Source organism: Phaeobacter sp. CC-HEC084, assembly GCF_059429255.1.
On record NZ_JCAIJQ010000009.1, the window covers coordinates 716428 to 738616 of the forward strand.

General features: G+C 60.4%; 20 protein-coding genes. 7 read left to right on the forward strand and 13 right to left on the reverse strand.

Features of this window, described 5'->3' with window-relative positions:
- Positions 1 to 35: 35 nt before the first annotated feature.
- Together gyrB and AC5SSZ_RS20630 are read right to left on the reverse strand one after the other, a co-directional pair.
- Positions 36 to 2453: a DNA topoisomerase (ATP-hydrolyzing) subunit B gene (gyrB, locus tag AC5SSZ_RS20625; protein ID WP_065272206.1), complete on the reverse strand. Its 2418-nt coding sequence runs from the start codon at positions 2451 to 2453 to the stop codon at positions 36 to 38.
- Between the two features lie 84 nt (positions 2454 to 2537).
- Positions 2538 to 3131 (reverse strand): NAD(P)H-dependent oxidoreductase, encoded by a 594-nt coding sequence (locus tag AC5SSZ_RS20630; protein ID WP_495439829.1) that lies wholly within the window; start codon positions 3129 to 3131, stop codon positions 2538 to 2540.
- A gap of 108 nt (positions 3132 to 3239) precedes the next feature.
- Between AC5SSZ_RS20630 and AC5SSZ_RS20635 the strand changes: the two genes are divergently transcribed.
- Complete coding sequence (locus AC5SSZ_RS20635) at positions 3240 to 3833, forward strand: TetR/AcrR family transcriptional regulator (RefSeq protein ID WP_495439830.1); 594 nt, start codon at positions 3240 to 3242, stop codon at positions 3831 to 3833.
- Between the two features lie 21 nt (positions 3834 to 3854).
- On the opposite strand, the gene AC5SSZ_RS20640 is transcribed toward AC5SSZ_RS20635, so the two are convergent.
- From AC5SSZ_RS20640 to mutM, 7 genes are all read right to left on the reverse strand, one after another.
- A complete protein-coding gene (locus AC5SSZ_RS20640) occupies positions 3855 to 4475 on the reverse strand; it encodes a LysE family translocator (protein ID WP_274835438.1) in 621 nt (206 codons plus the stop codon).
- Positions 4472 to 5572 (reverse strand): DNA replication/repair protein RecF, encoded by a 1101-nt coding sequence (gene recF / locus AC5SSZ_RS20645; RefSeq protein ID WP_495439831.1) that lies wholly within the window; start codon positions 5570 to 5572, stop codon positions 4472 to 4474. The genes AC5SSZ_RS20640 and recF overlap by 4 nt, the downstream gene beginning before the upstream one ends.
- Positions 5573 to 5636: 64 nt before the next feature.
- Positions 5637 to 6758: a DNA polymerase III subunit beta gene (gene dnaN, locus AC5SSZ_RS20650; RefSeq protein WP_065272201.1), complete on the reverse strand. Its 1122-nt coding sequence runs from the start codon at positions 6756 to 6758 to the stop codon at positions 5637 to 5639.
- 249 nt (positions 6759 to 7007) lie between these two features.
- Positions 7008 to 8438, reverse strand: a complete 1431-nt coding sequence (gene dnaA / locus AC5SSZ_RS20655; RefSeq protein ID WP_274837920.1) for a chromosomal replication initiator protein DnaA — start codon at positions 8436 to 8438, stop codon at positions 7008 to 7010.
- 549 nt (positions 8439 to 8987) lie between these two features.
- Positions 8988 to 9251 (reverse strand): 30S ribosomal protein S20, encoded by a 264-nt coding sequence (gene rpsT, locus AC5SSZ_RS20660; RefSeq protein ID WP_065272199.1) that lies wholly within the window; start codon positions 9249 to 9251, stop codon positions 8988 to 8990.
- Positions 9252 to 9480: 229 nt separating this feature from the next.
- Entirely contained in the window at positions 9481 to 10257 is a 777-nt protein-coding gene (gene acuK / locus AC5SSZ_RS20665) for an acryloyl-CoA hydratase (protein WP_065272198.1), read from the reverse strand.
- A gap of 64 nt (positions 10258 to 10321) precedes the next feature.
- Positions 10322 to 11173, reverse strand: a complete 852-nt coding sequence (mutM, locus tag AC5SSZ_RS20670; protein WP_065272197.1) for a bifunctional DNA-formamidopyrimidine glycosylase/DNA-(apurinic or apyrimidinic site) lyase — start codon at positions 11171 to 11173, stop codon at positions 10322 to 10324.
- A gap of 94 nt (positions 11174 to 11267) precedes the next feature.
- On the opposite strand from mutM, the gene ubiE reads away from it, so the two are divergent.
- Both ubiE and ubiB read left to right on the forward strand, forming a co-directional pair.
- Positions 11268 to 12020 carry a bifunctional demethylmenaquinone methyltransferase/2-methoxy-6-polyprenyl-1,4-benzoquinol methylase UbiE gene (gene ubiE, locus AC5SSZ_RS20675; protein WP_065272196.1) on the forward strand — a complete coding sequence of 251 codons (753 nt, stop codon included), beginning with the start codon at positions 11268 to 11270 and terminating at the stop codon, positions 12018 to 12020.
- Between the two features lie 3 nt (positions 12021 to 12023).
- Complete coding sequence (ubiB, locus tag AC5SSZ_RS20680) at positions 12024 to 13553, forward strand: 2-polyprenylphenol 6-hydroxylase (RefSeq protein ID WP_495439835.1); 1530 nt, start codon at positions 12024 to 12026, stop codon at positions 13551 to 13553.
- Between the two features lie 82 nt (positions 13554 to 13635).
- Here the strand turns inward: ubiB and AC5SSZ_RS20685 are convergent, their stop codons facing one another.
- Entirely contained in the window at positions 13636 to 14184 is a 549-nt protein-coding gene (locus tag AC5SSZ_RS20685) for a hypothetical protein (RefSeq protein WP_495439836.1), read from the reverse strand.
- A 327-nt stretch (positions 14185 to 14511) separates the two neighbouring features.
- A complete protein-coding gene (locus tag AC5SSZ_RS20690) occupies positions 14512 to 15687 on the reverse strand; it encodes an acetyl-CoA C-acyltransferase family protein (RefSeq protein WP_495439838.1) in 1176 nt (391 codons plus the stop codon).
- A gap of 108 nt (positions 15688 to 15795) precedes the next feature.
- On the opposite strand from AC5SSZ_RS20690, the gene AC5SSZ_RS20695 reads away from it, so the two are divergent.
- From AC5SSZ_RS20695 to tdh, 3 genes are all read left to right on the forward strand, one after another.
- Positions 15796 to 16362: a helix-turn-helix domain-containing protein gene (locus AC5SSZ_RS20695; protein ID WP_065272193.1), complete on the forward strand. Its 567-nt coding sequence runs from the start codon at positions 15796 to 15798 to the stop codon at positions 16360 to 16362.
- A gap of 228 nt (positions 16363 to 16590) precedes the next feature.
- Entirely contained in the window at positions 16591 to 17778 is a 1188-nt protein-coding gene (locus AC5SSZ_RS20700; RefSeq protein ID WP_495439840.1) for a glycine C-acetyltransferase, read from the forward strand.
- Complete coding sequence (tdh, locus tag AC5SSZ_RS20705; protein WP_274831655.1) at positions 17775 to 18830, forward strand: L-threonine 3-dehydrogenase; 1056 nt, start codon at positions 17775 to 17777, stop codon at positions 18828 to 18830. Before AC5SSZ_RS20700 ends, tdh begins: the two co-directional genes overlap by 4 nt.
- 268 nt (positions 18831 to 19098) lie before the next feature.
- Here the strand turns inward: tdh and AC5SSZ_RS20710 are convergent, their stop codons facing one another.
- Positions 19099 to 19830 carry a metallophosphoesterase family protein gene (locus tag AC5SSZ_RS20710; protein WP_495439842.1) on the reverse strand — a complete coding sequence of 244 codons (732 nt, stop codon included), beginning with the start codon at positions 19828 to 19830 and terminating at the stop codon, positions 19099 to 19101.
- A 91-nt stretch (positions 19831 to 19921) separates the two neighbouring features.
- On the opposite strand from AC5SSZ_RS20710, the gene AC5SSZ_RS20715 reads away from it, so the two are divergent.
- Positions 19922 to 20449 (forward strand): hypothetical protein, encoded by a 528-nt coding sequence (locus AC5SSZ_RS20715; RefSeq protein ID WP_495439844.1) that lies wholly within the window; start codon positions 19922 to 19924, stop codon positions 20447 to 20449.
- 79 nt (positions 20450 to 20528) lie between these two features.
- Here AC5SSZ_RS20715 and serA read toward each other — a convergent pair whose 3' ends face one another.
- Positions 20529 to 22127, reverse strand: a complete 1599-nt coding sequence (serA, locus tag AC5SSZ_RS20720; protein ID WP_274837916.1) for a phosphoglycerate dehydrogenase — start codon at positions 22125 to 22127, stop codon at positions 20529 to 20531.
- Positions 22128 to 22189: the final 62 nt, after the last annotated feature.

Genomic DNA, 22189 nt, shown 5'->3' on the forward strand with positions numbered 1-22189 from the left:
CATATAGACCGGCTGACGGAACGCAATTCTGTGGATCAGAAATCCAAGTTTTCCACGCTCAGCGCGTTTTTCTGGATGAATTCGCGGCGCGGTTCGACCACATCACCCATCAGCTTGGTGAACAGATCGTCGGCCTCGACCATGTCGTCTACGCGCACCTGCAACAGGGTGCGGGCGTCCGGGTCCAGCGTAGTTTCCCACAGCTGATCCGGGTTCATCTCGCCCAGTCCCTTGTAGCGCTGCAGCGACAGGCCTTTTTCACCCTCTTCCAGAATCGCCTTCAACAGCTCCAGCGGACCGTGGATCAGCTGGCTGCGCTCTTTGCGCACCAGCGTCGCGGTCTGGCCGTAGATCTCCTGCAGGCTTTGGGTAAAGCTGCCGGTCTTGCGCGCCTCACCCGAACGCAGCATCGGACCATCCAGCGTGCGGACCTCCTCAACGCCGCGCAGGATGCGGGCCAGACGGATACCGTGATCCTGGGTGATGCGCCCCTGCCAGCCCTTTTCATACTCCAGTGCAATCAGGTCGAGCCGCTTAGCAACCCTGTCGGCAACGCCCTGCAGGTCGGCATCCACCGCGCCGGGAACAAAGGCACCTGCAACGGCAGCCTGCTCCAGAATATGGCGGGGGTAATGGGTCGGGAAGGCATCGATGACACGACGCAGCTGACGCGCCTCATCCACCACGCGGGCCAGATCCTGCCCGACGATCTCCTCGCCCGATCCCAGTTTCAGAACAGCGCCTTCAACGCCTTGGTGGATCAGGTAGTCATCCAGCGCCGCCTGATCCTTCAGGTAGACCTCGGATTTGCCACGGGCCACCTTATAAAGCGGCGGCTGGGCGATATAGAGATAGCCGCCCTCGATCAGCTCGGGCATCTGGCGATAGAAGAAGGTCAGCAGAAGCGTCCGGATATGGGCGCCGTCCACGTCCGCATCGGTCATGATGACGATCTTGTGGTAGCGTAGTTTGGAGATGTCGAACTCATCCCGGCCAATACCGGTGCCAAGCGCCATCACAAGGTTACCGATTTCCTGGCTTCCCAGCATCCGGTCGAAGCGCGCGCGCTCCACGTTCAGAATCTTACCGCGCAGGGGCAGGATTGCCTGCGTCTGGCGGTCTCGACCCGTCTGAGCAGAACCCCCAGCGGAGTCACCCTCGACGAGGAAGACTTCGGTTTTCGAGGGGTCTTTCTCGGAACAGTCCTTCAGCTTGCCGGCAAGGAAGTTCACATCCATCGCCGTCTTGCGCCGGGTCAGTTCGCGCGCCTTGCGGGCGGCTTCGCGGGCCAGGGCGGCTTCGATGATCTTGCCGACGATTTCCTTGGCCTGGGTCGGGTTTTCCTCGAACCACTCGGCCAGTTTCTCGTTCACCAGGCTTTCCACCACCGGGCGAACCTCGGAGGAGACCAGTTTGTCTTTGGTCTGAGAGGAGAACTTGGGATCAGGCACCTTGACCGACAACACACAGGTCAGACCTTCGCGGGCGTCGTCACCAGTGAATGAGACCTTCTCCTTCTTGGCGATCCCGGAAGATTGCGCGTAGTTGTTGATGGTCCGCGTCAGCGCACCGCGGAAGCCCGCCACATGGGTACCGCCATCGCGCTGTGGAATGTTGTTTGTAAAGGGCAGCACGGTTTCATGGTAGCTGTCGTTCCACCACATCGCCACTTCGACGCCGATGTCGTCCTTTTCACCCACGATATAGATCGGGGCATCCATGACCGGGCTTTTCGACCGGTCGAGGTACTTGACGAATTCCTTCACACCGCCTTCGTAGAACAGCTCTGTCTCAAGCCGCTCGGCCGGGCGTTCATCGATCAGGATGATCCGCACACCAGAGTTGAGGAAGGCAAGTTCCCGCAGACGCTTTTCCAGCGTTTCAAAGGAGTATTCGAGGTTCGAGAACGTGTCGGTCGACGCCAGGAAGCGGACCTCGGTGCCGGTACGGTCACCGCAGTCGCCCACGACCTCAAGGTGCTTGGCCGTGTCGCCGCGCTCGAACCGCGCGATGTGCTCCTTGCCATTGCGCCAGATGCGCAGCTCCAGCCAGTCGGACAGGGCGTTCACAACCGAAACACCCACGCCGTGCAGACCGCCAGAGACCTTGTAGGAGTTGCTATCGAATTTGCCGCCCGCGTGCAGCTGGGTCATGATGACCTCAGCCGCCGAGACCCCTTCTTCAGCGTGGATATCCACCGGAATGCCGCGACCGTTGTCGCTGACAGAAACACTGGAATCGGCGTGAATTTTCACCGTCACGGCGTCCGCGTGGCCCGCCAGTGCCTCGTCGATGCCATTGTCGACGACCTCATACACCATATGGTGCAGGCCCGATCCATCGTCGGTGTCCCCGATATACATGCCAGGGCGTTTGCGAACCGCCTCCAAGCCTTTGAGAACTTTGATGGAATCCGCACCGTATTCGGCGGGGGCGTGCTCGTTTCCGGACATTCGCGCGTTCCTGTTTTTGCTTTCAGATTTTATACGCAGTCCGGGGGGGAATGTCACGCGCACGCGCCCCTTTTATTCTTGGATTCAAGCGGCTTTTGCCCCCAGACCGGCGACTTTTTGCAGCCACCCCTCGACCTTCTTGCCCTTGGCATCCGTGGCAGGCGCAAAGGAGGAGAACCGGGTCGGCTTCACACCGACAAAGCCAAGGATCTGACGGCTGATGATTTTCTTGATCGCATTGCTGTAAATCAGCTTCAGCAGCAGTGGGGGCGTGTCCGATGTCAGCAGCACCCGGGCGGTCTTGCCGGTCAGCATCGGTGCCGGAACTCCCATCATGTTCGGGTTGCGCGTGTCGAAAGTCCGACCGGGCAGTAGCGCGCGATCAAAGACGCCTTTCAGCTTGGCCGGGATCGCACCCCACCACAGCGGCGTTGCCACCACCACGTGATCGGCCCACTCCAGATCTGCAAGGAAGGCTTCCAGATCCGGCTCCAGCGGCTTGGGGTTCTTATAACCGCCCTGCCCGTAATCCATGTCGAACTGCATGGCAGAGATATCGTGAAAGCGCACCGCGTGACCCTTGGCCTTGGCCGAGGTGGCATAGGTATCGCACAGCGATTTCGACAGCGAGGTTTCACCGGGGTGACCATTCAGGACGATGATTTTCTTGGTGGACATCTGACACTTCCTACAACTAAATTGACCTTGGTCAGTTTATTGACTCAATAAATGACCCTGGTCAATATTTAAATTGACCAGGGTCACATTTCCTTGATGAGGACGCAGATGCCGCGACAGCCCCAGAAACGCCGACTTGAAACCCGTGCCAAACTGCTGGAGGTCACAGCCGAGCTTGTTGCGACCGAAGGTTACAGCGGTCTCAAGGTTGAAGACGTTGTAAACCGCGCAGGCGTGGCCAAGGGCACGCTGTTTTCCCACTTCCGAGACAAGGACGGACTGCTCGCGGTGCTGATCGGGGCCGAGGTGATGCGCCATCTTGACCAGATGGAGGAAAAGGAGGCGCCAGACAGCCGCGAGGCCCTGCTGGAACGTATCGCACCTCTGCTGGAGTATGTGGCCGGAGACCGGGTGATCTTTGATCTGCTGCTGCGTTATTCAGGATCCACCGGCACCGAAACGGATGAGGTGGTGACCGAAGGCTTCTACCGCCAGATCGCCATCTGGGGCGATTGGATCGCGCAGCTGCAACAGGCAGGACTGGTGCGCGACGATTACCCGGCGCAATTCCTGGCCGAAGGCATTCAGGCCTTTCTCAATCAGGTGATCGCGATCTGGTTCTGCATGTCCAGTCCCAACGAACAGACCCCACTGGACGCGCTGCGCCCATTTCTGGAGGCCTGGCTGGCGCCGCAAGCCTGACCACCCTGAGCCAACAAGCTATCAGGAAAAGGGAATGATCAGCCCGACGCAGATCAAGAGGCCGCCGGACACCAGATTGACCTTCTTCAGGGCTGATGGCGACGACAGCAGCGCCCGCAACCGGTGCACCAGCGCCGCCAGAATCAGGTTGCCCATCAGTGGCACAAAAAAAGACAGCGTCACGATCACTGCCACATCCACCTTCGTGACTGCGGAAAGGTCAAAGAACCCCGGCAGCAGCCCCATGTAGAACAGGATCGCTTTGGGATTGCCCAGAATAACGGCAATCCCGGCCATGAACCCAGCCCAGGTGCCGGGGCGGAGTAAAGCGCTGTTTTCCTGAATACGCGCGCCCGCGTGGCGGATCAGGGTGATGCCCATGAACAGGAACATCAGGCAGGCGACCCAGCGCAGGACGGTCATGATGCCTGCAAATTCGGACACCAGCCAGGACATGCCCGCCACCGCTACCAGCGGCCACAGGATATCGCCGCAAGCCACTCCCAGCGCCAGCGGCCAGGCAGCATGAAACCCGCCGGACACCGCCCGCGCCAGCAGCGCCAGCCAGACCGGACCCGGGGTGAGGAACAGAACGAACAGCCCGCCCGCATAAAGCACCAGATCCCAGATCGACAGGGTCATGACCGCACCTCTACCTTTGATCCGCCTGCGCCCTCGGTGATTTCCAGCATCTGGGCGCGACCACCCATTTCTGCAAACAGCTCTGCCTCGGTCCCCGTCATCCAGGCCTGCGCCCCCAGCGCACAGATCTCATCATAAAGCGCGGCGCGGCGGGCCGCGTCCAGATGCGCTGCGACCTCGTCCAACAACACGATCGGCGGCGCCCCTTCGCGCCCCGCAAGCGCACGGGCATTGGCAAGGATCAGCGAGACCAGCAGCGCCTTCTGCTCTCCGGTGGAACAATCGCGGGCCGGTACGCCCTTGGCCGCATAGGTTCCGATCAGATCGGTACGATGGGGGCCGACCAGCGTGCGCCCCGCCGCCAGATCACGGAACCGGCTTTCGGCCAGCGCCTCGCGCAGGTCCTCTGCGCTTGCGGGCATGGTGCCTTCGGTCTGGATCAGCTCCAGTTCAGCCACGGGAAAGGCGGTTTCGGCGGCCGCCTGCGCCTCTTGCAGCAGCGACACCGCCGCAATCCGCGCGGCGCTGATGCGGTGGCCGGTCTCGGCCATCTGCGTTTCCAACACCCGGTACCAGGCCGGATCGCGGTTCTGGTCTTTCAGCAGGCGGTTGCGTTCGCGCATCGCCTTTTCGTAGGCCAGCGTCGCCTCGGCATGAGAGGGGTCAAAACTGAGCACGATGCGATCCAGAAACCGGCGACGGCCCTCGGCGGCTTCAATCCACAGGCGGTCCATCGCAGGGATCAGCCAGACCACCCGGCAGATCTGCCCCAGTGCGATCTGGTTGGAGGCCTTGTTGTCGATCCTGACCTGCCGGGCGTTGCCGCCTTCGGACCAGGTTTCCACCTCGTAGGACTGTGTGGGGGCCTGCAGAGTCGCCTTCAATTTCCACCCCAGCGCCTCGGGGCGGCGGGTCATTTCCGCAGCGCTGGCGCGGCGCAGGCCGCGGCCCGGGGAAAACAGCGATACCGCCTCAAGGATATTGGTCTTACCCGCCCCATTCGGCCCGAACAGCGCCACGGGCCGCCCATCCAAATGCAGTTCCGCCCGCAAATGCGAGCGGAAGTGAGACATTGTCAACTCTGTCAGGGCAAGCACTTAGGGCGCCCCTTTCCTGATAGTGAGAACCCTATGCCGGGTCCGTAGCGCCGGATCCGTGCCGTCAGACGCGCATCGGCATGACGACGTAAACCGCGCTTTCGTCATTGCCTTCGCGCATCAGGGTCGGATCGCCGGAAGAGTTGAACAGGAACACCGCGTTTTCCCGATCCACCTGGCTGGCGATCTCCAACAGATACTTGGCGTTAAAGCCGATTTCCAGGCGCTCGTCGCTGTAGGCAACCGCCAGCTCTTCCTCGGCGGCGCCGCTGTCGGGCGCGTTGACCGACAGGATCAGGCGATCTTCTTCCAGCTGCAGCTTGACCGCGCGGGAACGTTCCGAAGAGACAGTGGCGACCCGGTCCACAGCCTTGGCGAATTCGGCTGCATCCACTTCCAGACGGCGGGTGTTCCCCACCGGAATGACGCGGGTGTAATCCGGGAAGGTGCCGTCGATTACCTTAGAGGTCAGGGTGATGTTCGGCGTGGCAAAGCGGACCTTGGTTTCGGAGACCGAAACGGCGATGTCCATCTCGTCATCGTCCAGCAGCTTGCGCAGCTCACCTACGGTTTTACGCGGCACGATCACGCCCGGCATATCCTCGGCGCCCATCGGCAGCGGCGCATCGATCCGCGCCAGACGGTGACCATCGGTCGCCACGCAGCGCAGCGCCTTGCCGCCTTCGGAGCTGTCGGCCACATGCATGTAGACACCGTTCAGGTAGTAGCGCGTCTCTTCGGTCGAAATCGCAAATTTCGACTTGTCGAACAGGCGACGCAGCATGGCCGCGTTGGCGGTGAAATTCGAATGATACTCGGACGAGGCCATTACCGGGAAATCTTCGCGCGGCAGAGTCGCCAGCGAGAAGTTCGACCGGCCTGCCTCGACCGTCAGGCGGCCTGTGGCGGCATCGGCAGTCAGGGTCACGAGCGCGCCATCGGGCAGTTTGCGCACAATTTCATGCAGGGTGGTCGCAGCCACGGTGGTCGCTCCGGCGCGCTCAACCTGCGCGGGGGCCTTATCGACCACTTCGATGTCCAGATCGGTGGCGCGGAACTGGGCGGTATCGCCCTCGGCTTCGATCAGCACATTGGCGAGGATCGGAATGGTGTTACGCCGCTCTACGACCGATTGTGCCTGGGCCACAGCCTTGAGAAGCGTGCCGCGTTCGATGCTGATCTTCATGTCCCTTGTCCTTTTTGTCTTGCCTCAGGCAGTGGCCGGGATAAGCAAATTAGCGGTTTACCCCTGCCATACAAGGCTTTTTATCGACTTCTCCAAGGGAAAGGAGGCAGCGTCAAGGGGCCTGTGATCGGCAGGGCGCAGAACACCGTCAAACGTTGCCCGCTGGCATACAAATGGCATCCCGGTCCTGCATGGAAAAACGGCCCCGGATTTCCGGGGCCGCATTGTCACGTCTCGGTCGGATCGCGCTTACGCCTCCAGGGAGCGGCGCAGCATTTCGACGTCTTCGGCGATCTGGCCGTCGGTCGTCTTCAGCTCTTCAATCCGTTTGACACCATGCATCACGGTTGTGTGGTCGCGCCCGCCAAAACGGCGGCCGATTTCCGGCAGCGACCGGCTGGTCAGCTGCTTGCACAGATACATCGCCACCTGCCGCGGCCGCGCATAGGAACGCAGGCGCTTGGGGCCGATGATGTCCGACATACGGATGTTGTAGTATTCCGACACCTTGCGCTGGATCTCTTCGACGGTGATTTTACGCTCCGAGGCGCGCAGCACATCGGCCAGACAGTCCTGTGTCAGATCCATGTCGATCTCGCGCCCAACGAGCGAGGCAAAGGCGAAGAGACGGGTCAGAGCGCCTTCGAGAACACGCACGTTGGTCGAGATGCGATGCGCCAGGAATTCGAGCACGCCATCAGCGATTTCAAGGCCCGGATAGGTTTCGCGGTGCTGCTGCACCTTGGTCTGAAGGATGCCGAGACGCAGTTCGTAATCGGTGGGGTGCAGATCCACCACCAGACCACATTGCAGACGCGATTTCACGCGGTCCTCAAGATCCTTGATCTCACCCGGGGCACGGTCCGCCGAAATGATGATCTGCTTGTTCTGGTCCACCAGCGCATTGAAGGTATGGAAGAATTCTTCCTGCGTGGAATCCTTGCCCGCGATGAATTGCACGTCATCCACCATCAGCACGTCGACCGAGCGGAACAGGTGTTTGAAGTCCATCATCTTGCGTTCGCGCAGCGCCTGCACAAAGCGGTACATGAACTGTTCCGCCGACAGATAAAGCACGTTCAGCTGCGGATTCTGTTCTTTCAGCTCCCAGGCGATGGCGTGCATCAGGTGGGTTTTACCCAGGCCAACACCGCCATAGAGCACCAGCGGATTGAAGGTCACCGGACCACCCTCGGCCACGCGGCGCGCAGCGGCATGGGCCAGCTCGTTCGGTTTGCCGACAACAAAGCTGTCAAAGGTAAACCGCGGATCCAGCGGTGCCGCCTGCAAGGCATCCAACCCGTCACGCGACAACGAAGACGACGCAGCCGCATCCTCGGTCCGCGCAGCAGCGCCCGCCTGAACAGTACTCGCCTCGGCCATTTCGGCAAAGGGTTCAGCGGCCCGTTCCGTCTGCCGCACCGGGCGGGCAGGTGAGTTGGCAGCCACCTTAAACGCAAGCCGCTGTACCGATTCACCGGACATGCTGAGCTCGTGCAGAATCAGATCTGCAAAGTTCTGGCTGACATAGTTCCCCATGAAGTTCGTCGGCACATGAAAGACCGCGACGCCTTCATCGACCGAACTGAATTCAAGCGGCTCGATCCAGGTGGTGAAATTGTTTTGACCGACTGTCTTGAGCAATCGTTGTCTGAGCTGTCCCCATTTTTCTTCCGTCATGCTACGCCTCACGCGTCCCCAAAAGCAGCGGCCATTTTCGACCTATCGTTTCATCAAGCCTCCCCGTCCGGAGGCGCGTTCACACACAGGACATTCGGTGCGTGCCGGTCAGACCAGACGCAGTACCCATGTCGGGCGGTACGGATCCTGAAACACACACAAAATCCTTCGACCGCCGCACAACACGCGTTGAGTCGATATGCACCAAAATCGAAACAAGACCATGTGCCAGATCATCTGGCACGGCTCTGGTATCAGACCACTGCGATCTGGCATGACCGCAATATATCTGAGCCCTGGAAGTGATCTTAATGCCCGTTAAGATCACCGCGAGCAGCCTGTCCCCCAGCGAGTGAATCGCTGTATTAGTGGTAGCAATTTGTGGGGGGAAGCGGCAACGAAACTATGATGTTGACTCGTGCTTTGGCCGCAAAGAATCTCTCGCGCCTGCAGCACTGGCTTAAGAAGCGATCAAAAAAGAAAGGCACCGCAAATCGCGATGCCTTCCGTAAAAAACCCACCAATGGCAGATTTCAGATTTCTTAAGATTTAACCCAGCGCTTTGACGCGGGCGGCCAGGCGGGACACTTTCCGCGAGGCGGTGTTCTTGTGGTAGACGCCTTTGGTCACGCCGCGCATCAGTTCGGGCTGGGCTGCGCGCAGAGCTGCGGTTGCTGCCTCTTTGTCGCCGGATGCGATTGCTTCTTCAACTTTACGCAAGAAGGTACGGATGCGCGAACGACGGGCTTTGTTTACAGCAAAACGCTTTTCGTTCTGACGGGCGCGTTTCTTTGCCTGGGGCGAATTTGCCATGGTGTCTGACCTTTGTATCGAGTTCGTGTTTTTCAATAGACGCAATGCCAGCCGAACCCGGATCCGACCACCGGTGTGATTCTAGCCTAGGCGGGCTGCACGCGCATGTATGGCGGAGGTCTATACAGAGGCTGCCGAACCTTGGCAAGGCCAATAGACACGAGGCCGGTTTTCAAAAAGAAAGGGCAGGCCGCGCCTGCCCTTTCGCATTCATATCGGTACGGCTGGCTTACTTGTCCCGGAACTGCGCTTCGCGCTTTTCAAGGAAGGCCGCCATGCCTTCTTTCTGATCTTCGGTGGCGAACATCGAATGGAAGACGCGGCGCTCGAACAGCATGCCTTCGCTCAGCGGCAGCTCGTAAGAGCGGTTCACGGTTTCCTTGACGGCCATCGCGGTCAGCAGGGATTTCTCGGCGATCTTCTGGGCTGCGCCCATCGCTTCTTCGATCAGCTTCTTGCCGGGCACAACGCGCGACACCAGACCGGCGCGCTCAGCTTCTTCGGCGGTCATGAAACGACCAGTCAGGTTCATGTCCATGGATTTGGATTTGCCCACGAAACGCGTCAGACGCTGGGTACCGCCGATACCGGCGATGACGCCGAGGTTGATTTCGGGCTGACCGAACTTGGCCGAATCTGCCGCGATGATGAAATCGCAGAGCATCGCCAGCTCGCAGCCACCGCCCAGCGCATAGCCGGATACCGCGGCAATGATCGGCTTGCGCACGGCCGTGATGCGATCGTTCACAAAAGCAAAGAGATTGGTTGAGAACACCTCGGTGAAGCTCATCGAAGACATCTCTTTGATGTCGGCGCCTGCGGCGAATGCCTTTTCCGAACCGGTCAGAACGATGCAGCGCACCTTGTCGCTGGCGTCGGCCTCTTCCAGGGCGGCGCAGAGTTCAGTCAGCAGCTCTTGATTGAGCGCGTTCAACGCTTCGGGTCGGTTCAGCTTGATGAGGCAAACGTGGTCCTTCACTTCGACGTTGATCGTCTCATAGGCCATGGGTATCGCTTTCGATTGTTCCGTTCAGAAACGAGTCATTATCACGAGACATATCTCGTTCAAGCTATCTTTGGCACTTGCCACAGTAGAAAGACGATCGCCCGGATTGGGTGATTCTCGCAATGGTTCCGCCGCATCCCTCCCGCCGACACGGCTCTCCCTCGCGGCCGTAGACATCAAAGGTATGCTGAAAATATCCAAGTTCTCCATTGGCTTGTCGGAAATCTTTCAGCGAGGAGCCACCGGCGCGAATGGCATCTTCCAACACGGTGCGGATGATCGGCACCAGCGCCGCCACGCGCGGCGCGGCAATCTGCCCTGCCTTTCTTTTGGGCGAGATCCCGGCTCGGAACAGCGTTTCGCAGACGTAGATATTGCCCAGACCGGCGATGATTCCCTGATCCAGAAGCGCCGATTTCACCGGCGTGTTGCGTCCTTTGAAGGCAGCGGTCAGGTGATCTTCGTGGAAATCATTGCCAAGCGGCTCAGGCCCCAGCACCGACAGCAGCTTGTGCTGCTCTGCCGTGGAGGTCTCCAAGAGATCCATCGCCCCAAACCGGCGCGGGTCGTTGAAGGTGATGCGCGCGCCATTGTCCATGTCCAGCACCACATGGTCGTGCTTCTGGGCCTGCGGATGTTCATGCACGAAACGCCCCAGCGGATCCCCCGACACCGTCATGCGGCCCGACATGCCCAGATGCACCAGCAGGGTCTCCCCCGTATCGAGGTCGGCCAGGATGTATTTCGACCGGCGTCTCAGTGCATTGACCCGGGCTCCGGTCAACCTCTCCGCCATGCGATCGGGGAAGGGCCAGCGCAGATCCGGGCGGTTCACTGCGGCCCGCGTTATCACCGCGCCTTCCATTGCAGGCGCCAAACCTTGGCGCACCGTCTCGACCTCTGGCAATTCTGGCATTACATCGCTCCTGACACTTTAGATGCATGGGCCGCATTGTGCCCGACCGCAAGCGCCCTATAACTGGGACGAACCTAGGAAAACGGCAAGCCGCATGAGCGATACAAACGACACCACAACCCATTTCGGCTTTGAAACCGTTCCCGAGCGGGAAAAGGCGGGCCGCGTGCAGGGCGTCTTCAACTCTGTTGCCTCGAAATACGACGTGATGAACGACGTGATGAGCGTCGGCATCCACCGCATCTGGAAGGATGCGATGATGGACTGGCTGGCGCCGCGCCCCGGTCAGCGTCTTCTGGACGTGGCAGGCGGCACCGGCGACATTTCCTTCCGCTTCCTGAAACGCGCCGGGCACGGGCATTCCACCGTGCTGGACCTGACCCAGCCAATGCTGGAGGAAGGCCGTATGCGCGCAGAAGCCGCCCAGATGGCCGACAGCCTGGATTGGGTCACAGGCGATGCCATGGCGCTGCCGTTCAAGGACAATACCTTTGACGTCTACACGATCTCCTTCGGGATCCGGAACGTCACCCGCCCGCAAAAGGCACTGGAGGAGGCCTACCGCGTGTTGAAACCCGGTGGCCGCCTGATGGTGCTGGAATTCTCGCAGCTCCCGAATGACGGCATGCAGAAGCTTTATGATCTATACAGCTTCAACGTCATCCCCCGGATGGGCAAGCTGATCGCCAATGACTACGACAGCTATCAGTATCTGGTCGAATCGATCCGCAAATTCCCCGACCAAGAGACCTTCCTGCAAATGGTGAAGGACGCCGGGTTCGCAAACGCCAAATACCGCAACCTGTCGCTGGGCATCGCGGCGCTGCACTCCGGCTGGAAGATCTGATCCATGCGCGGTCCCCACAACATTATCCGCCTGATCCGCACCGGCGCCACGTTGGAGCGTACCGGCGCCATGAACGTGGTACTGGACGCCTTTGAAGCGCCAAAGCCGCTGCGCATCCTGGCGCATACCCTTGGCTGGCCATTCAAATGGCTGGGCTACAAGGGCGATCCACAGATGCCCGCCGCGACCCGCGCTCTGACCGCGCTGGGACCGGCCTACATCAAGTTCGGACAGGTCCTGTCCACCCGCCCCGATGTGGTGGGCGATGATCTGGCCCAGCAGCTGCGAGTCCTCCAGGACAAATTGCCCCCCTTCCCGCGCGAAGTTGCGATGGCAGAAGTGGCAAAAGAGCTGGGCCGACCGGTGGATGAGGTCTTTTCCGAGTTCAGCGAGCCGATTGCCGCCGCCTCGATCGCGCAGGTACATCGGGCGCGGCTGGCAGATACCGGAGAATACGTCGCCGTAAAGGTGCTGCGCCCCGGAATTGAACGCGCCTTCCGCAAAGACGTGGACGCCTTCTATTTCGCCGCGCGCATCGTCGACCTTTTCGCCCCTGGCGCCCGGCGCCTGCGCCCCATGGATGTGATCGAACATTTCGACGGCGTGGTACAGGGTGAGCTGGACCTGCGTCTGGAAAGCGCCGCCGCCTCGGAATTTGCCGCCAACACGGGACAGGACGAGGGCTTTACCCTGCCGCCGGTTCAATGGAACCACTCGGCGCGCCGGGTGATGACGCTGGGCTGGGCCGATGGTGTGCCGCTGGGCGACAATGACGCCATCGATGCGGCAGGCCACGACAGGCAGGTGCTGGGTGCACGGGTGCTGACCCTGTTCCTGCAACACGCCCTGCGCGATGGCTTCTTCCACGCCGACATGCACCAGGGCAATCTGAAGGTCGCCGCCAATGGCGATATCATCGCCTATGATTTCGGGATCATGGGGCATATCGACGAATACACCCGCCGGGTCTACGCCGAAATCCTGTTTGGCTTCATCAAGCGCGATTACAAACGTGTCGCCGAGGTGCATTTCGAAGCCGGCTATGTCCCCGCCGACCGAGACGTGGATGAATTCGCCCGCGCACTGCGCGCGGTAGGCGAGCCGATCTTTGGCATGGATGCCAGCCATATCTCCATGGGCCGCCTGCTGAATTATCTGTTCGAGGTGACCGAGCGGTTCGGCATGGAAACCCGAACCGAGCTGATCCTTTTGCAACGCACCATGGTCGTTGTTGAAGGTGTCGCCCGTTCGCTGGATCCGCATATTAACATCTGGGAAGCCGCCCGTCCCGTGGTCGAGGATTACATCAAGAAATCCATCGGCCCGCGCGCTGTCGCGTCGGATCTGCTCAGCACTGCCCGGGTGATGGCTCGCTTTGGACCGCGCCTGCCCGCGCTGGTGGAACGAGCGCTTGTCGCGCAGGTGCAGGACACAGAGGCGCACCCGCGCAGCTCCTGGGGCTGGCTTGCACCGGCGATTATCGGGGCCGGTGCAGGTGGTCTGTGTGTGGGGCTGTTGGCGCTTGTTCTCTGAACACGGTCGGCTCCGGCAAGTCACGCAAAAAGCCGAAACCATAGGGCCGTGAAGATGCCCACAATCTGCAGCTGGTCGAAGATCAGAGGGGGGCGTCGACCCAAACCGTCAAGTGTTTTCGCTTTCCGTCCTTGGCCTGAAGCGAAACGGCTCCCACCCCCTCGCTGAACCTAGAACCGCAGCCGACCATAAATGGCGCTGCGCGACCAGATGAGCTGGAGTAGTTGCCTTTGCAACGGAATTCGACCTCCCCCAGCGCATAAATCGGATATGCGGCTTGAGGTCTATTAAGTTCCCTGACAGCAACATTCGCCGGACCAATGTCCAGAACCAGTTGCTTACCGTAGTGAGAAAAAAGCTTCGCTTGCGCTCTTTTTCCGCCACTGCAGGAGATAAAACCATCGTGGACGTCAGCACCGCGAAAATACGGGATCTCTCCTGAACAAATAACCGTTCTTCTTGAAGTCCGGAATTCAGCTTCAGGCGTTCCTTCGAAACTTGGCGAGAGAACCTTTCCATCACCAGTCGTGACGAGAACGGGTTGAACAGTGTTCTCTTGGTTTCTACCCAACTGCGCTGTAGCCGCTACTGGGTAGACCAAGGGGGTGACCAGAACATTTGACGCGGTCAATCCCGCTGCGCCAGCGGTCTCTTGGTCACAACCGACACAGAGGGACGCCGCGAACATCGATAAAGCCCTCAAAACCCTGTTCGAAAGTGCACCTATCAAAACACCGCTCCATCGCGTCTACCGGACTCGGAGACTAGGCGCGCCACATGGTTTTGTAGTTGAGGTAAATCAATATCAGCAGAAACGACCAAAGCAGCACAACAGTATTTGCAGGCAAACCTCGGCAAGCAATAACAAGGTCTCCCGCGCGGATTTGCCCTCCTGTTGGAGGTCTGCCCCCTGAAACCCGGCGCGCGTGGACCTGCCACACGCGCCAGTTATCGCTTATCAGAGACGTTCGATCGCCAGGGCGATGCCCTGACCGCCGCCGATGCACATGGTGATGAGGCCCAGCTTGCCGCCGGTGCGCTCCAGTTCATACAGCGTCTTGATGGTGATCAGCGCGCCGGTGGCGCCAACCGGGTGGCCCAGTGCGATGGCACCGCCGTTGGGGTTCACCTTGGCCGGATCAAGGCCCAGCTCCTTGTTCACCGCCAGCGCCTGCGCGGCAAAGGCTTCGTTGGATTCGATCACGTCGAAATCGCTCGCCTTGAGGCCGGTTTTCTTCAACAGGTTCTGCACCGCAGGGACCGGGCCGATGCCCATCACCTCGGGGCGCACCCCGGCATGGGCGTATCCGACGACCCGCGCCTTGGGCGTGAGACCGGCTTTTTCAGCCGCCTCGGCCCGCGCCAGAACCAGCGCCGCTGCACCGTCGTTGATGCCCGAGGCGTTGCCCGCGGTCACACGTCCATCCTTCTGGAACACCGGACGCAGACCGGCCAGCGCCTCCATCGAGGTTGCCTTGGGGTGTTCGTCCACCTCGAACGGCACCATGTCGCGCTTGACCTTGACCTCAACCGGCACGATCTGGCTGGCGAAATATCCCGCCTCGATCGCTGCTGCCGCGCGGGTCTGGCTGGTCAGCGCGAATTCATCCATCTGTTCGCGGGTGACGCCGTGTTCATCCGCCACGTTTTCCGCCGTGACCCCCATGTGGCCGGTGCCAAAGGGGCAGCTCAGCGCGCCCAGCATCATGTCCAGCGATTTCACATCGCCCATCTTCTGACCCCAGCGCGCCGACGGCGTGATGAAGGGGCTGCGCGACATGTTCTCGGCGCCGCCGGTCAGGGCGTAATCCGCATCCCCCAGCATCAGCGACTGGATACCCGACACGATGGCCTGCGCACCCGATCCGCACAGGCGGTTCACGTTCATCGCCGGGGTGCCGTTGGGAATGCCTGCCTGCATTGCTGCGACACGGGACAGGTACATATCGCGCGGTTCAGTGTTGATCACATGGCCAAAGACCACGTGGCCGATCTGTTCCGGGGCCACGCCCGAACGCTCCAGCGCCGCCTTGGAGGCCACGGTGGCAAGGTCGATAGGGGCGGTGTTGGCCAAAGCGCCACCAAAGGTGCCAATGGCGGTCCGGGCGCCGTCCAGGATCACGATATCGGTCATTTTTCTCTCCTCACGAGTCAGTTGCGCGCATTATGCAGATGCAGCATCCGCTGTCTTGTCAAACGTACCGTCATTGACAAATCAAGACGCAAACCGCACGGTTCCGTTATGCCGGAAAACACAGACGATATCCTGACATTACTGCCATCGCGCCTGAAAGAGGCCCGCCGCGCCAAGGGCCTAAGCCTAGAAGCCGTGGCGAACCTGTCGGGCGTCTCGCGCTCCATGGTCAGCCAGATTGAGCGCGGTGAATCCAGCCCCACGATTGCCACCTTATGGAACCTGACGCGCGCCTTGCAGGTGGATTTTGCCGGGCTGCTGGACGCCGCTGACAAGGCGGACCGGATCGAGGTGCTGCGCGACGGAGATGTGCCCACAATCGACAATATGGGCCAAGGCTGCCGGATCCGCATCCTCTCCCCGCCCGAGGACGCAGGCGGGCACGAGGTTTACGATATCCTGCTTGATGCGGGCGGCGCGCTGGACAGCCAGCCGCACGGACGCGGAACGGCCGAGCATCTGACGGTGCTGGAGGGCGACATCACTGTCACATCTGGCAGCGCCCATATGCGCCTGCACACAGGGGATACCGCGCGCTATGCAGCCGATATTCCCCACAACATCACCGCACCAGATAGCGCTGCGCGGGTCTTTCTGATCGTCAAAAACGGCTGAGCCCGATCCGGAGCCGCTCCTGTTGGCCTGTCGCACATGCGGCAGGCACGCCCCTGCCCGCCCCACGGCGGGCGCTGAGTACATCAATGCCATCCGGTCATTAGATTCCAATACCATCTCAATCCAAAATTCCAGTTTCACGGATATTTTTCCATCATTGCGAAATCCCCTATTTAGGAACTCCATCCGTTATGGTAGACACACTTCCGACGTAGAAGGAGATTCCCCATGTCCAATGCCTTTTTGACAGATATCGCCAAGACCCTGGACGCGATCGAAGCCGAAGGTCTGACCAAGCGGGAACGAATGATCACCTCCCCACAGGGGGGCGAAATCACGGTGGGCGACCGCGAGGTCATAAACCTTTGCGCCAACAACTACCTTGGATTGGCGGATCACCCCGATCTGATCGCTGCCGCCTGCACTGTCATGGATGACAAGGGCTTCGGCATGGCCTCGGTCCGCTTCATCTGCGGCACGCAGGACATCCATCGCGAGCTGGAGCAGAAGCTGGCAAAGTTCCTGAAAAAGGATGACGCCATCCTCTTTGCCGCCTGTTTCGATGCCAACGGCGGGCTGTTCGAACCGCTCTTGGGACCGGAGGATGCGATCATCTCGGACAGTCTCAACCATGCGTCGATCATCGACGGGGTGCGCCTGTGCAAGGCGAAACGCTATCGCTATCTCAACAGCGACATGAACGACCTTGAGGCCTGGCTGAAACAGGCCCGAGCGGACGGCGCGCGCCACATCATGATCGCCACCGATGGCGTTTTCTCGATGGATGGCTACCTGGCGAAACTGCCCGAGATCCGCGCGCTGGCGGACAAATATGACGCCGTGGTCATGGTGGACGATTGTCACGCGACGGGGTTCATGGGGCCGAATGGCGCCGGGACGCCGGATCATTTCGGTGTCGATGTGGACATCCTGACGGGAACATTGGGCAAAGCACTTGGGGGGGCCATCGGCGGTTATATCGCCGGGCCGCAGCCAGTGATCGACCTCCTGCGGCAGCGGGCGCGGCCCTATCTGTTCTCCAATTCGCTGCCGCCCTCCATCGTTGCTGCCGGGATCGAGGCGCTGAACCTTGTCGAACAGGGCGCAGACCTGCGCACACGCCTGTTCGAGAATACCCGGTTCTGGCGCGCGGGGCTGGAAAGCCTAGGCTTTGATCTATTGCCGGGCGAGCATCCCATTGTGCCGGTGATGCTGGGCGAGGCGCAACTGGCGCAGGACATGGCGGCGCAGCTTTTTGACGAAGGCGTCTATGTCTCTGGCTTCTTCTTCCCGGTGGTGCCGCGCGGCCAGGCGCGTATCCGCACCCAGATGAACGCGGCCCTGACGCGCGAAGAACTGACCCGCGCCCTTGCCGCCTTTGGCAAGGTGGGCAAATCGCTGGGAGTGATCTCATGACACGGCCTGACAGGATACCGAACACCATGAAGGCCCTGGAAAAATCCAGACCCGAAGAGGGCCTCTGGATGGTCGAGGCCCCGGTGCCCGAGATCGGCGCGGATGATGTGCTGATCAAGATCAACAAGACCGGTATCTGCGGCACCGATCTGCATATCTGGAACTGGGACGACTGGGCGCAACGCACTGTGCCCGTCCCGCTGATCACCGGGCATGAGTTCGCCGGGGAGATCGTCGAGCTGGGCAGCAACGTGATGGATCTGAAGATTGGTCAACGCTGCTCGGGCGAAGGGCATCTGATCGGTCATCACTCGCGCCAGTGGCGGGCTGGCAAGTTCCATCTGGATCCCGAAACCCGCGGCATCGGCGTCAACGAACAGGGCGCCTTTGCCGAGTATCTGCGCCTGCCCGCCTTTAACGTGGTGCCTTTGCCGGATGAAATCCCGGATGACATCGGCGCGATTCTGGACCCTCTGGGTAATGCGGTTCACACCGCGCTCAGCTTTGATCTGGTGGGGGAGGACGTGCTGATCACCGGCGCCGGACCTATCGGCATCATGGCCGCAGCGGTTGCCCGCCACGTTGGTGCGCGCCATGTGGCGATCACCGATGTGAACCCAGCGCGGCTGGCCCTTGCCGAAAAGGTCGCGGATGTCCGTGCCGTGAACGTGGCTCAGGAAGACTTGCAAGACGTCATCGCGGAACTGGGCATGACCCAGGGCTTTGATGTCGGGCTTGAGATGTCAGGAAACCAATCCGCGCTTGATCAGATGATCGAAGCACTGGTGATGGGCGGCAAGATCGCGCTTCTTGGCATTCCGCCCGGAAAATCCCCGGTCGACTGGAGCCGCATCGTCTTCAAGGCGATCACCCTGAAAGGGGTCTACGGGCGCGAAATTTTCGAGACCTGGTACAAGATGATCGCCATGCTGCAGAACGGCCTCGATATCTCGGAAATCATCACAAACCGATTCGGAATAGATTCGTTCAAAGATGGATTTTCCACCATGAAATCCGGTCGGTGCGGCAAGGTAATTCTAGACTGGACCTGACCAAACGGCGCGGACAGAACAACGCCCAAAATCACGCGCAATACCCAATAAAACAACAAAAAACCGCCCTATCAAGGGGCGGTTTGCAATCTGGTCAAGCGCGATAAATTGGCGTGACTGGCGCTAAAACATGTCATCCCAGAACCGAGAAGAAAAACAGAATAAAACTCGTAAAGCAGCGTCCAGCCACAGTTCACTATTAGCACACTTCTCTGTGATTTGCGACGAAAAGCGCTGGGATTCTGCGTAAAAAACGCGGTTCTTTTGGTTAGGCGGAGCCTATGCTTTTGCGCCCCCGATCGCTTAGCAGCCAGCAGTCCTTTCCTTCGAAGACGGCAGCACTCAGCGGGCGGCCAAAGCCTGCGCCGCTGTCCAGATTGACACGATTGCCGCGGTGCTGGGCGCTTGGCACATGGGTATGGCCATGCACCACCAGCCAGGGGTGTGGGCGGGTGTCGTCGAGGAATTCATGCCGGATCCAGATCTTGTCATCCTCGGTCTGCGCCTGCAGCGGCACGCCGGGACGGATGCCCGCATGGACGAACAGCAGCTCGCCCTGTTCATGGTGGCTGGGCAGGGCCGCCAGAAAATCCCGGTGGCGCTCCGGCACGGCGGCGCGCGCTTCTTCGTGCACCTCGTGGATACGCGCCCGTTCCGGAACATCGACCCCGTAAGAGGCCAACGTCTGCACCCCGCCGATCTTCTCGTGCAGCCAGTGATAGCCGACCAGCAGTCGGGCATCGTTACGCGGATAGTCCTCCATGAACATCGAGAACATGCGGTCGTGGTTGCCCATCAGGCAGGTCCAGTTCTTGCCCGCTGCCTGCCCTTCGATCAGCAGATCCAAGACACCCCGGCAATCCGGCCCGCGATCCACGTAATCGCCAAGAAACACCACCTGAGCATCGGGACCACCATCCGCCGCGATCCGCTCCAGCGCCTCTTCCAGCATCTCGCGCTGTCCGTGAATGTCTCCTATGGCGTAGATCGGCGCGGGCATGGGCATCTCCTTGGCTGCGATACGGAATAGATGGCCGATGCACCGCCCTATCACAAGGGGCAGCCTGTGGGACGCCGAAGGTTAGCCGCGAATGACGCCCCCCTGCCCGGTGGCGCAGCGCGGGAAATATGTGGAACGAAAACCGGAAACCGGTCACAGTTGTCGCCACCTGCCGCAACCGATCCGCCATTCAAGGCGGGCATGGGATGATACGGCAGGCGTTTTTGGTGAGTTCAAGGGGGACGATCAGATGAAAGGTATTTCATCCGCATTTTTCATTGTCGCGGTCAGCGCGGCGCTTGGGGGTATGGTTTGGGGCATCCAGATGGCCGCGACGGGCGATCACGTCCTGTCGCCCGCGCATGGGCATCTCAACCTGATCGGCTGGGTCAGCTTCGCGATCTTCGGCTTTTACTATCATCTGGTGCCAGCCGCGGATCAGGGACTGCTGCCAAAGCTGCATTTTGCGCTGTCTGCCGCCGGGCTGGGCCTGATCGTGCCGGGCATTGCCATGGCCATTGCCAGTCACAATGAAATGCTGGCCAAGCTCGGCTCGGTGCTGACCCTGGCGGGGATGTTGGTGTTTTTTGTGGTCGTGCTGCGGTCGATCCGGAAATAAGCGGCGCGCGGCGCAGGCGCACATGAAAAAGCCGCCCCGGATCATGGGGCGGCTTTTCCGATTTCTGGCCTGCGGCAGTTTACTTGACGTCGAATTGCAGCGGCTTGATCTGGTTGAACAGGCCGGTTTCGGCCAGTTTGGCGCGGGCCTCGGCCGGGACCACACCATCGACATACAAGAGCGCGATCGCTTCACCGCCAGCCACAGCGCGGCCCAGGGTAAAGTTCGCGATGTTGACGCCGTGATCGCCCATGGTCTTACCCAGGGTACCGATGATGCCCGGCACGTCGTTGTTGGTGGTGTAGAGCATGTGCTCACCCACTTCGGCGTCGATGTTGATGCCCTTGATCTGGATGAAGCGCGGCTTGCCATCCGAGAACACGGTGCCCGCGATGGAGCGTTCACGCGTCGGGGTCGCCACGGTCACCTTCACGTAGCCTTCAAAGGCACCGGACTGTTCCTGGTTGGTGGTCGAGACCTTGATACCGCGCTCCTTGGCGATCATCGGGGCCGAGACCATGTTCACATCCGGGTTGATCGACTTCATGATCCCGGCAATCAGCGAGCAGTTCAGGGCCTCAAGGTTCATCTCGGACGCGCAGCCATCATAGAGGATGTTGATCGCCTTGATCGGCTCGTCATCGGTCATCTGGCCGATGAAGGCGCCCAGATGCTCGGACAGCTTGATCCAGGGCCCCATGACCTTGGCTTCTTCCGCCGTGACCGAAGGCATGTTGAGCGCGTTCTCTACGGCGCCGGTCAGCAGGTAGTTGGCCATCTGCTCGGCCACCTGCAGGGCGACGTTTTCCTGGGCTTCGGTGGTGGCGGCGCCCAGGTGCGGGGTGCAGACCACGTTGGGCAGATTGAACAGCACGTTGTCCTTGGCTGGCTCTTCCGAGAAGACGTCAAAGGCCGCACCGGCAACGTGACCGGATTTCAGTGCTTCCGCCAGTGCCTCTTCATCGACCAGGCCACCGCGGGCACAGTTGATGATCCGCACGCCCTTCTTGGTCTTGGCGAGGTTTTCAGCCGACAGGATATTCTTGGTCTGATCGGTCAGCGGCACATGCAAGGTGATGAAGTCGGCGCGGGACAGAAGCTCGTCCAGTTCGACCTTTTCGACGCCCATCTTGTCGGCCTTCTCCTGACCGAGGAAGGGGTCATAGGCAACGACTTTCATCTTCAGGCCACGGGCACGGTCACAGACGATGCCGCCGATGTTGCCCGCACCGATGACGCCCAGGGTCTTGCCGGTGAGTTCAACACCCATGAACTTGGATTTTTCCCATTTGCCCGCGTGGGTAGAGGCGGAGGCTTCGGGGATCTGGCGAGCAACGGCGAACATCATCGCGATGGCGTGTTCGGCGGTGGTGATCATGTTGCCAAAGGGCGTGTTCATCACGATCACGCCTTTTTTCGACGCGGCTTCCTTGTCGATGTTGTCGGTGCCGATACCGGCGCGGCCGATCACCTTGAGGTTGGTGGCGTTCTCGAGGATCTTCTCGGTGACCTTGGTGGCCGAGCGGATGGCAAGACCATCGTAGTTGCCGATCACCTCGGCCAGCTTGTCCTTGTCCTTGCCAAGGTCGGGCTGGAAGTCGACCTCGATGCCGCGATCACGGAAGATCTGAACGGCGGCTTCGGAGAGTTTGTCGGAAATGAGTACTTTGGGGGCCATGTCTGGTGGTCCTTTGTGCGGGGGCCTGTGGAAAGGCCGTCAATTTTGAACGAGGGAAGCGT

Excerpts from the sequence above, each read along its gene's own strand:
- gyrB (WP_065272206.1), bottom strand. The coding sequence starts at position 2,453 with ATGTCCGGAAACGAGCACGCCCCCGCCGAATACGGTGCGGATTCCATC.
- AC5SSZ_RS20630 (WP_495439829.1), bottom strand. The coding sequence starts at position 3,131 with ATGTCCACCAAGAAAATCATCGTCCTGAATGGTCACCCCGGTGAAACC.
- AC5SSZ_RS20635 (WP_495439830.1), top strand. The coding sequence starts at position 3,240 with ATGCCGCGACAGCCCCAGAAACGCCGACTTGAAACCCGTGCCAAACTG.
- AC5SSZ_RS20640 (WP_274835438.1), bottom strand. The coding sequence starts at position 4,475 with ATGACCCTGTCGATCTGGGATCTGGTGCTTTATGCGGGCGGGCTGTTC.
- dnaN (WP_065272201.1), bottom strand. The coding sequence starts at position 6,758 with ATGAAGATCAGCATCGAACGCGGCACGCTTCTCAAGGCTGTGGCCCAG.
- dnaA (WP_274837920.1), bottom strand. The coding sequence starts at position 8,438 with ATGACGGAAGAAAAATGGGGACAGCTCAGACAACGATTGCTCAAGACA.
- rpsT (WP_065272199.1), bottom strand. The coding sequence starts at position 9,251 with ATGGCAAATTCGCCCCAGGCAAAGAAACGCGCCCGTCAGAACGAAAAG.
- acuK (WP_065272198.1), bottom strand. The coding sequence starts at position 10,257 with ATGGCCTATGAGACGATCAACGTCGAAGTGAAGGACCACGTTTGCCTC.
- mutM (WP_065272197.1), bottom strand. The coding sequence starts at position 11,173 with ATGCCAGAATTGCCAGAGGTCGAGACGGTGCGCCAAGGTTTGGCGCCT.
- ubiE (WP_065272196.1), top strand. The coding sequence starts at position 11,268 with ATGAGCGATACAAACGACACCACAACCCATTTCGGCTTTGAAACCGTT.
- ubiB (WP_495439835.1), top strand. The coding sequence starts at position 12,024 with ATGCGCGGTCCCCACAACATTATCCGCCTGATCCGCACCGGCGCCACG.
- AC5SSZ_RS20690 (WP_495439838.1), bottom strand. The coding sequence starts at position 15,687 with ATGACCGATATCGTGATCCTGGACGGCGCCCGGACCGCCATTGGCACC.
- AC5SSZ_RS20695 (WP_065272193.1), top strand. The coding sequence starts at position 15,796 with ATGCCGGAAAACACAGACGATATCCTGACATTACTGCCATCGCGCCTG.
- AC5SSZ_RS20700 (WP_495439840.1), top strand. The coding sequence starts at position 16,591 with ATGTCCAATGCCTTTTTGACAGATATCGCCAAGACCCTGGACGCGATC.
- tdh (WP_274831655.1), top strand. The coding sequence starts at position 17,775 with ATGACACGGCCTGACAGGATACCGAACACCATGAAGGCCCTGGAAAAA.
- AC5SSZ_RS20710 (WP_495439842.1), bottom strand. The coding sequence starts at position 19,830 with ATGCCCGCGCCGATCTACGCCATAGGAGACATTCACGGACAGCGCGAG.
- AC5SSZ_RS20715 (WP_495439844.1), top strand. The coding sequence starts at position 19,922 with ATGACGCCCCCCTGCCCGGTGGCGCAGCGCGGGAAATATGTGGAACGA.
- serA (WP_274837916.1), bottom strand. The coding sequence starts at position 22,127 with ATGGCCCCCAAAGTACTCATTTCCGACAAACTCTCCGAAGCCGCCGTT.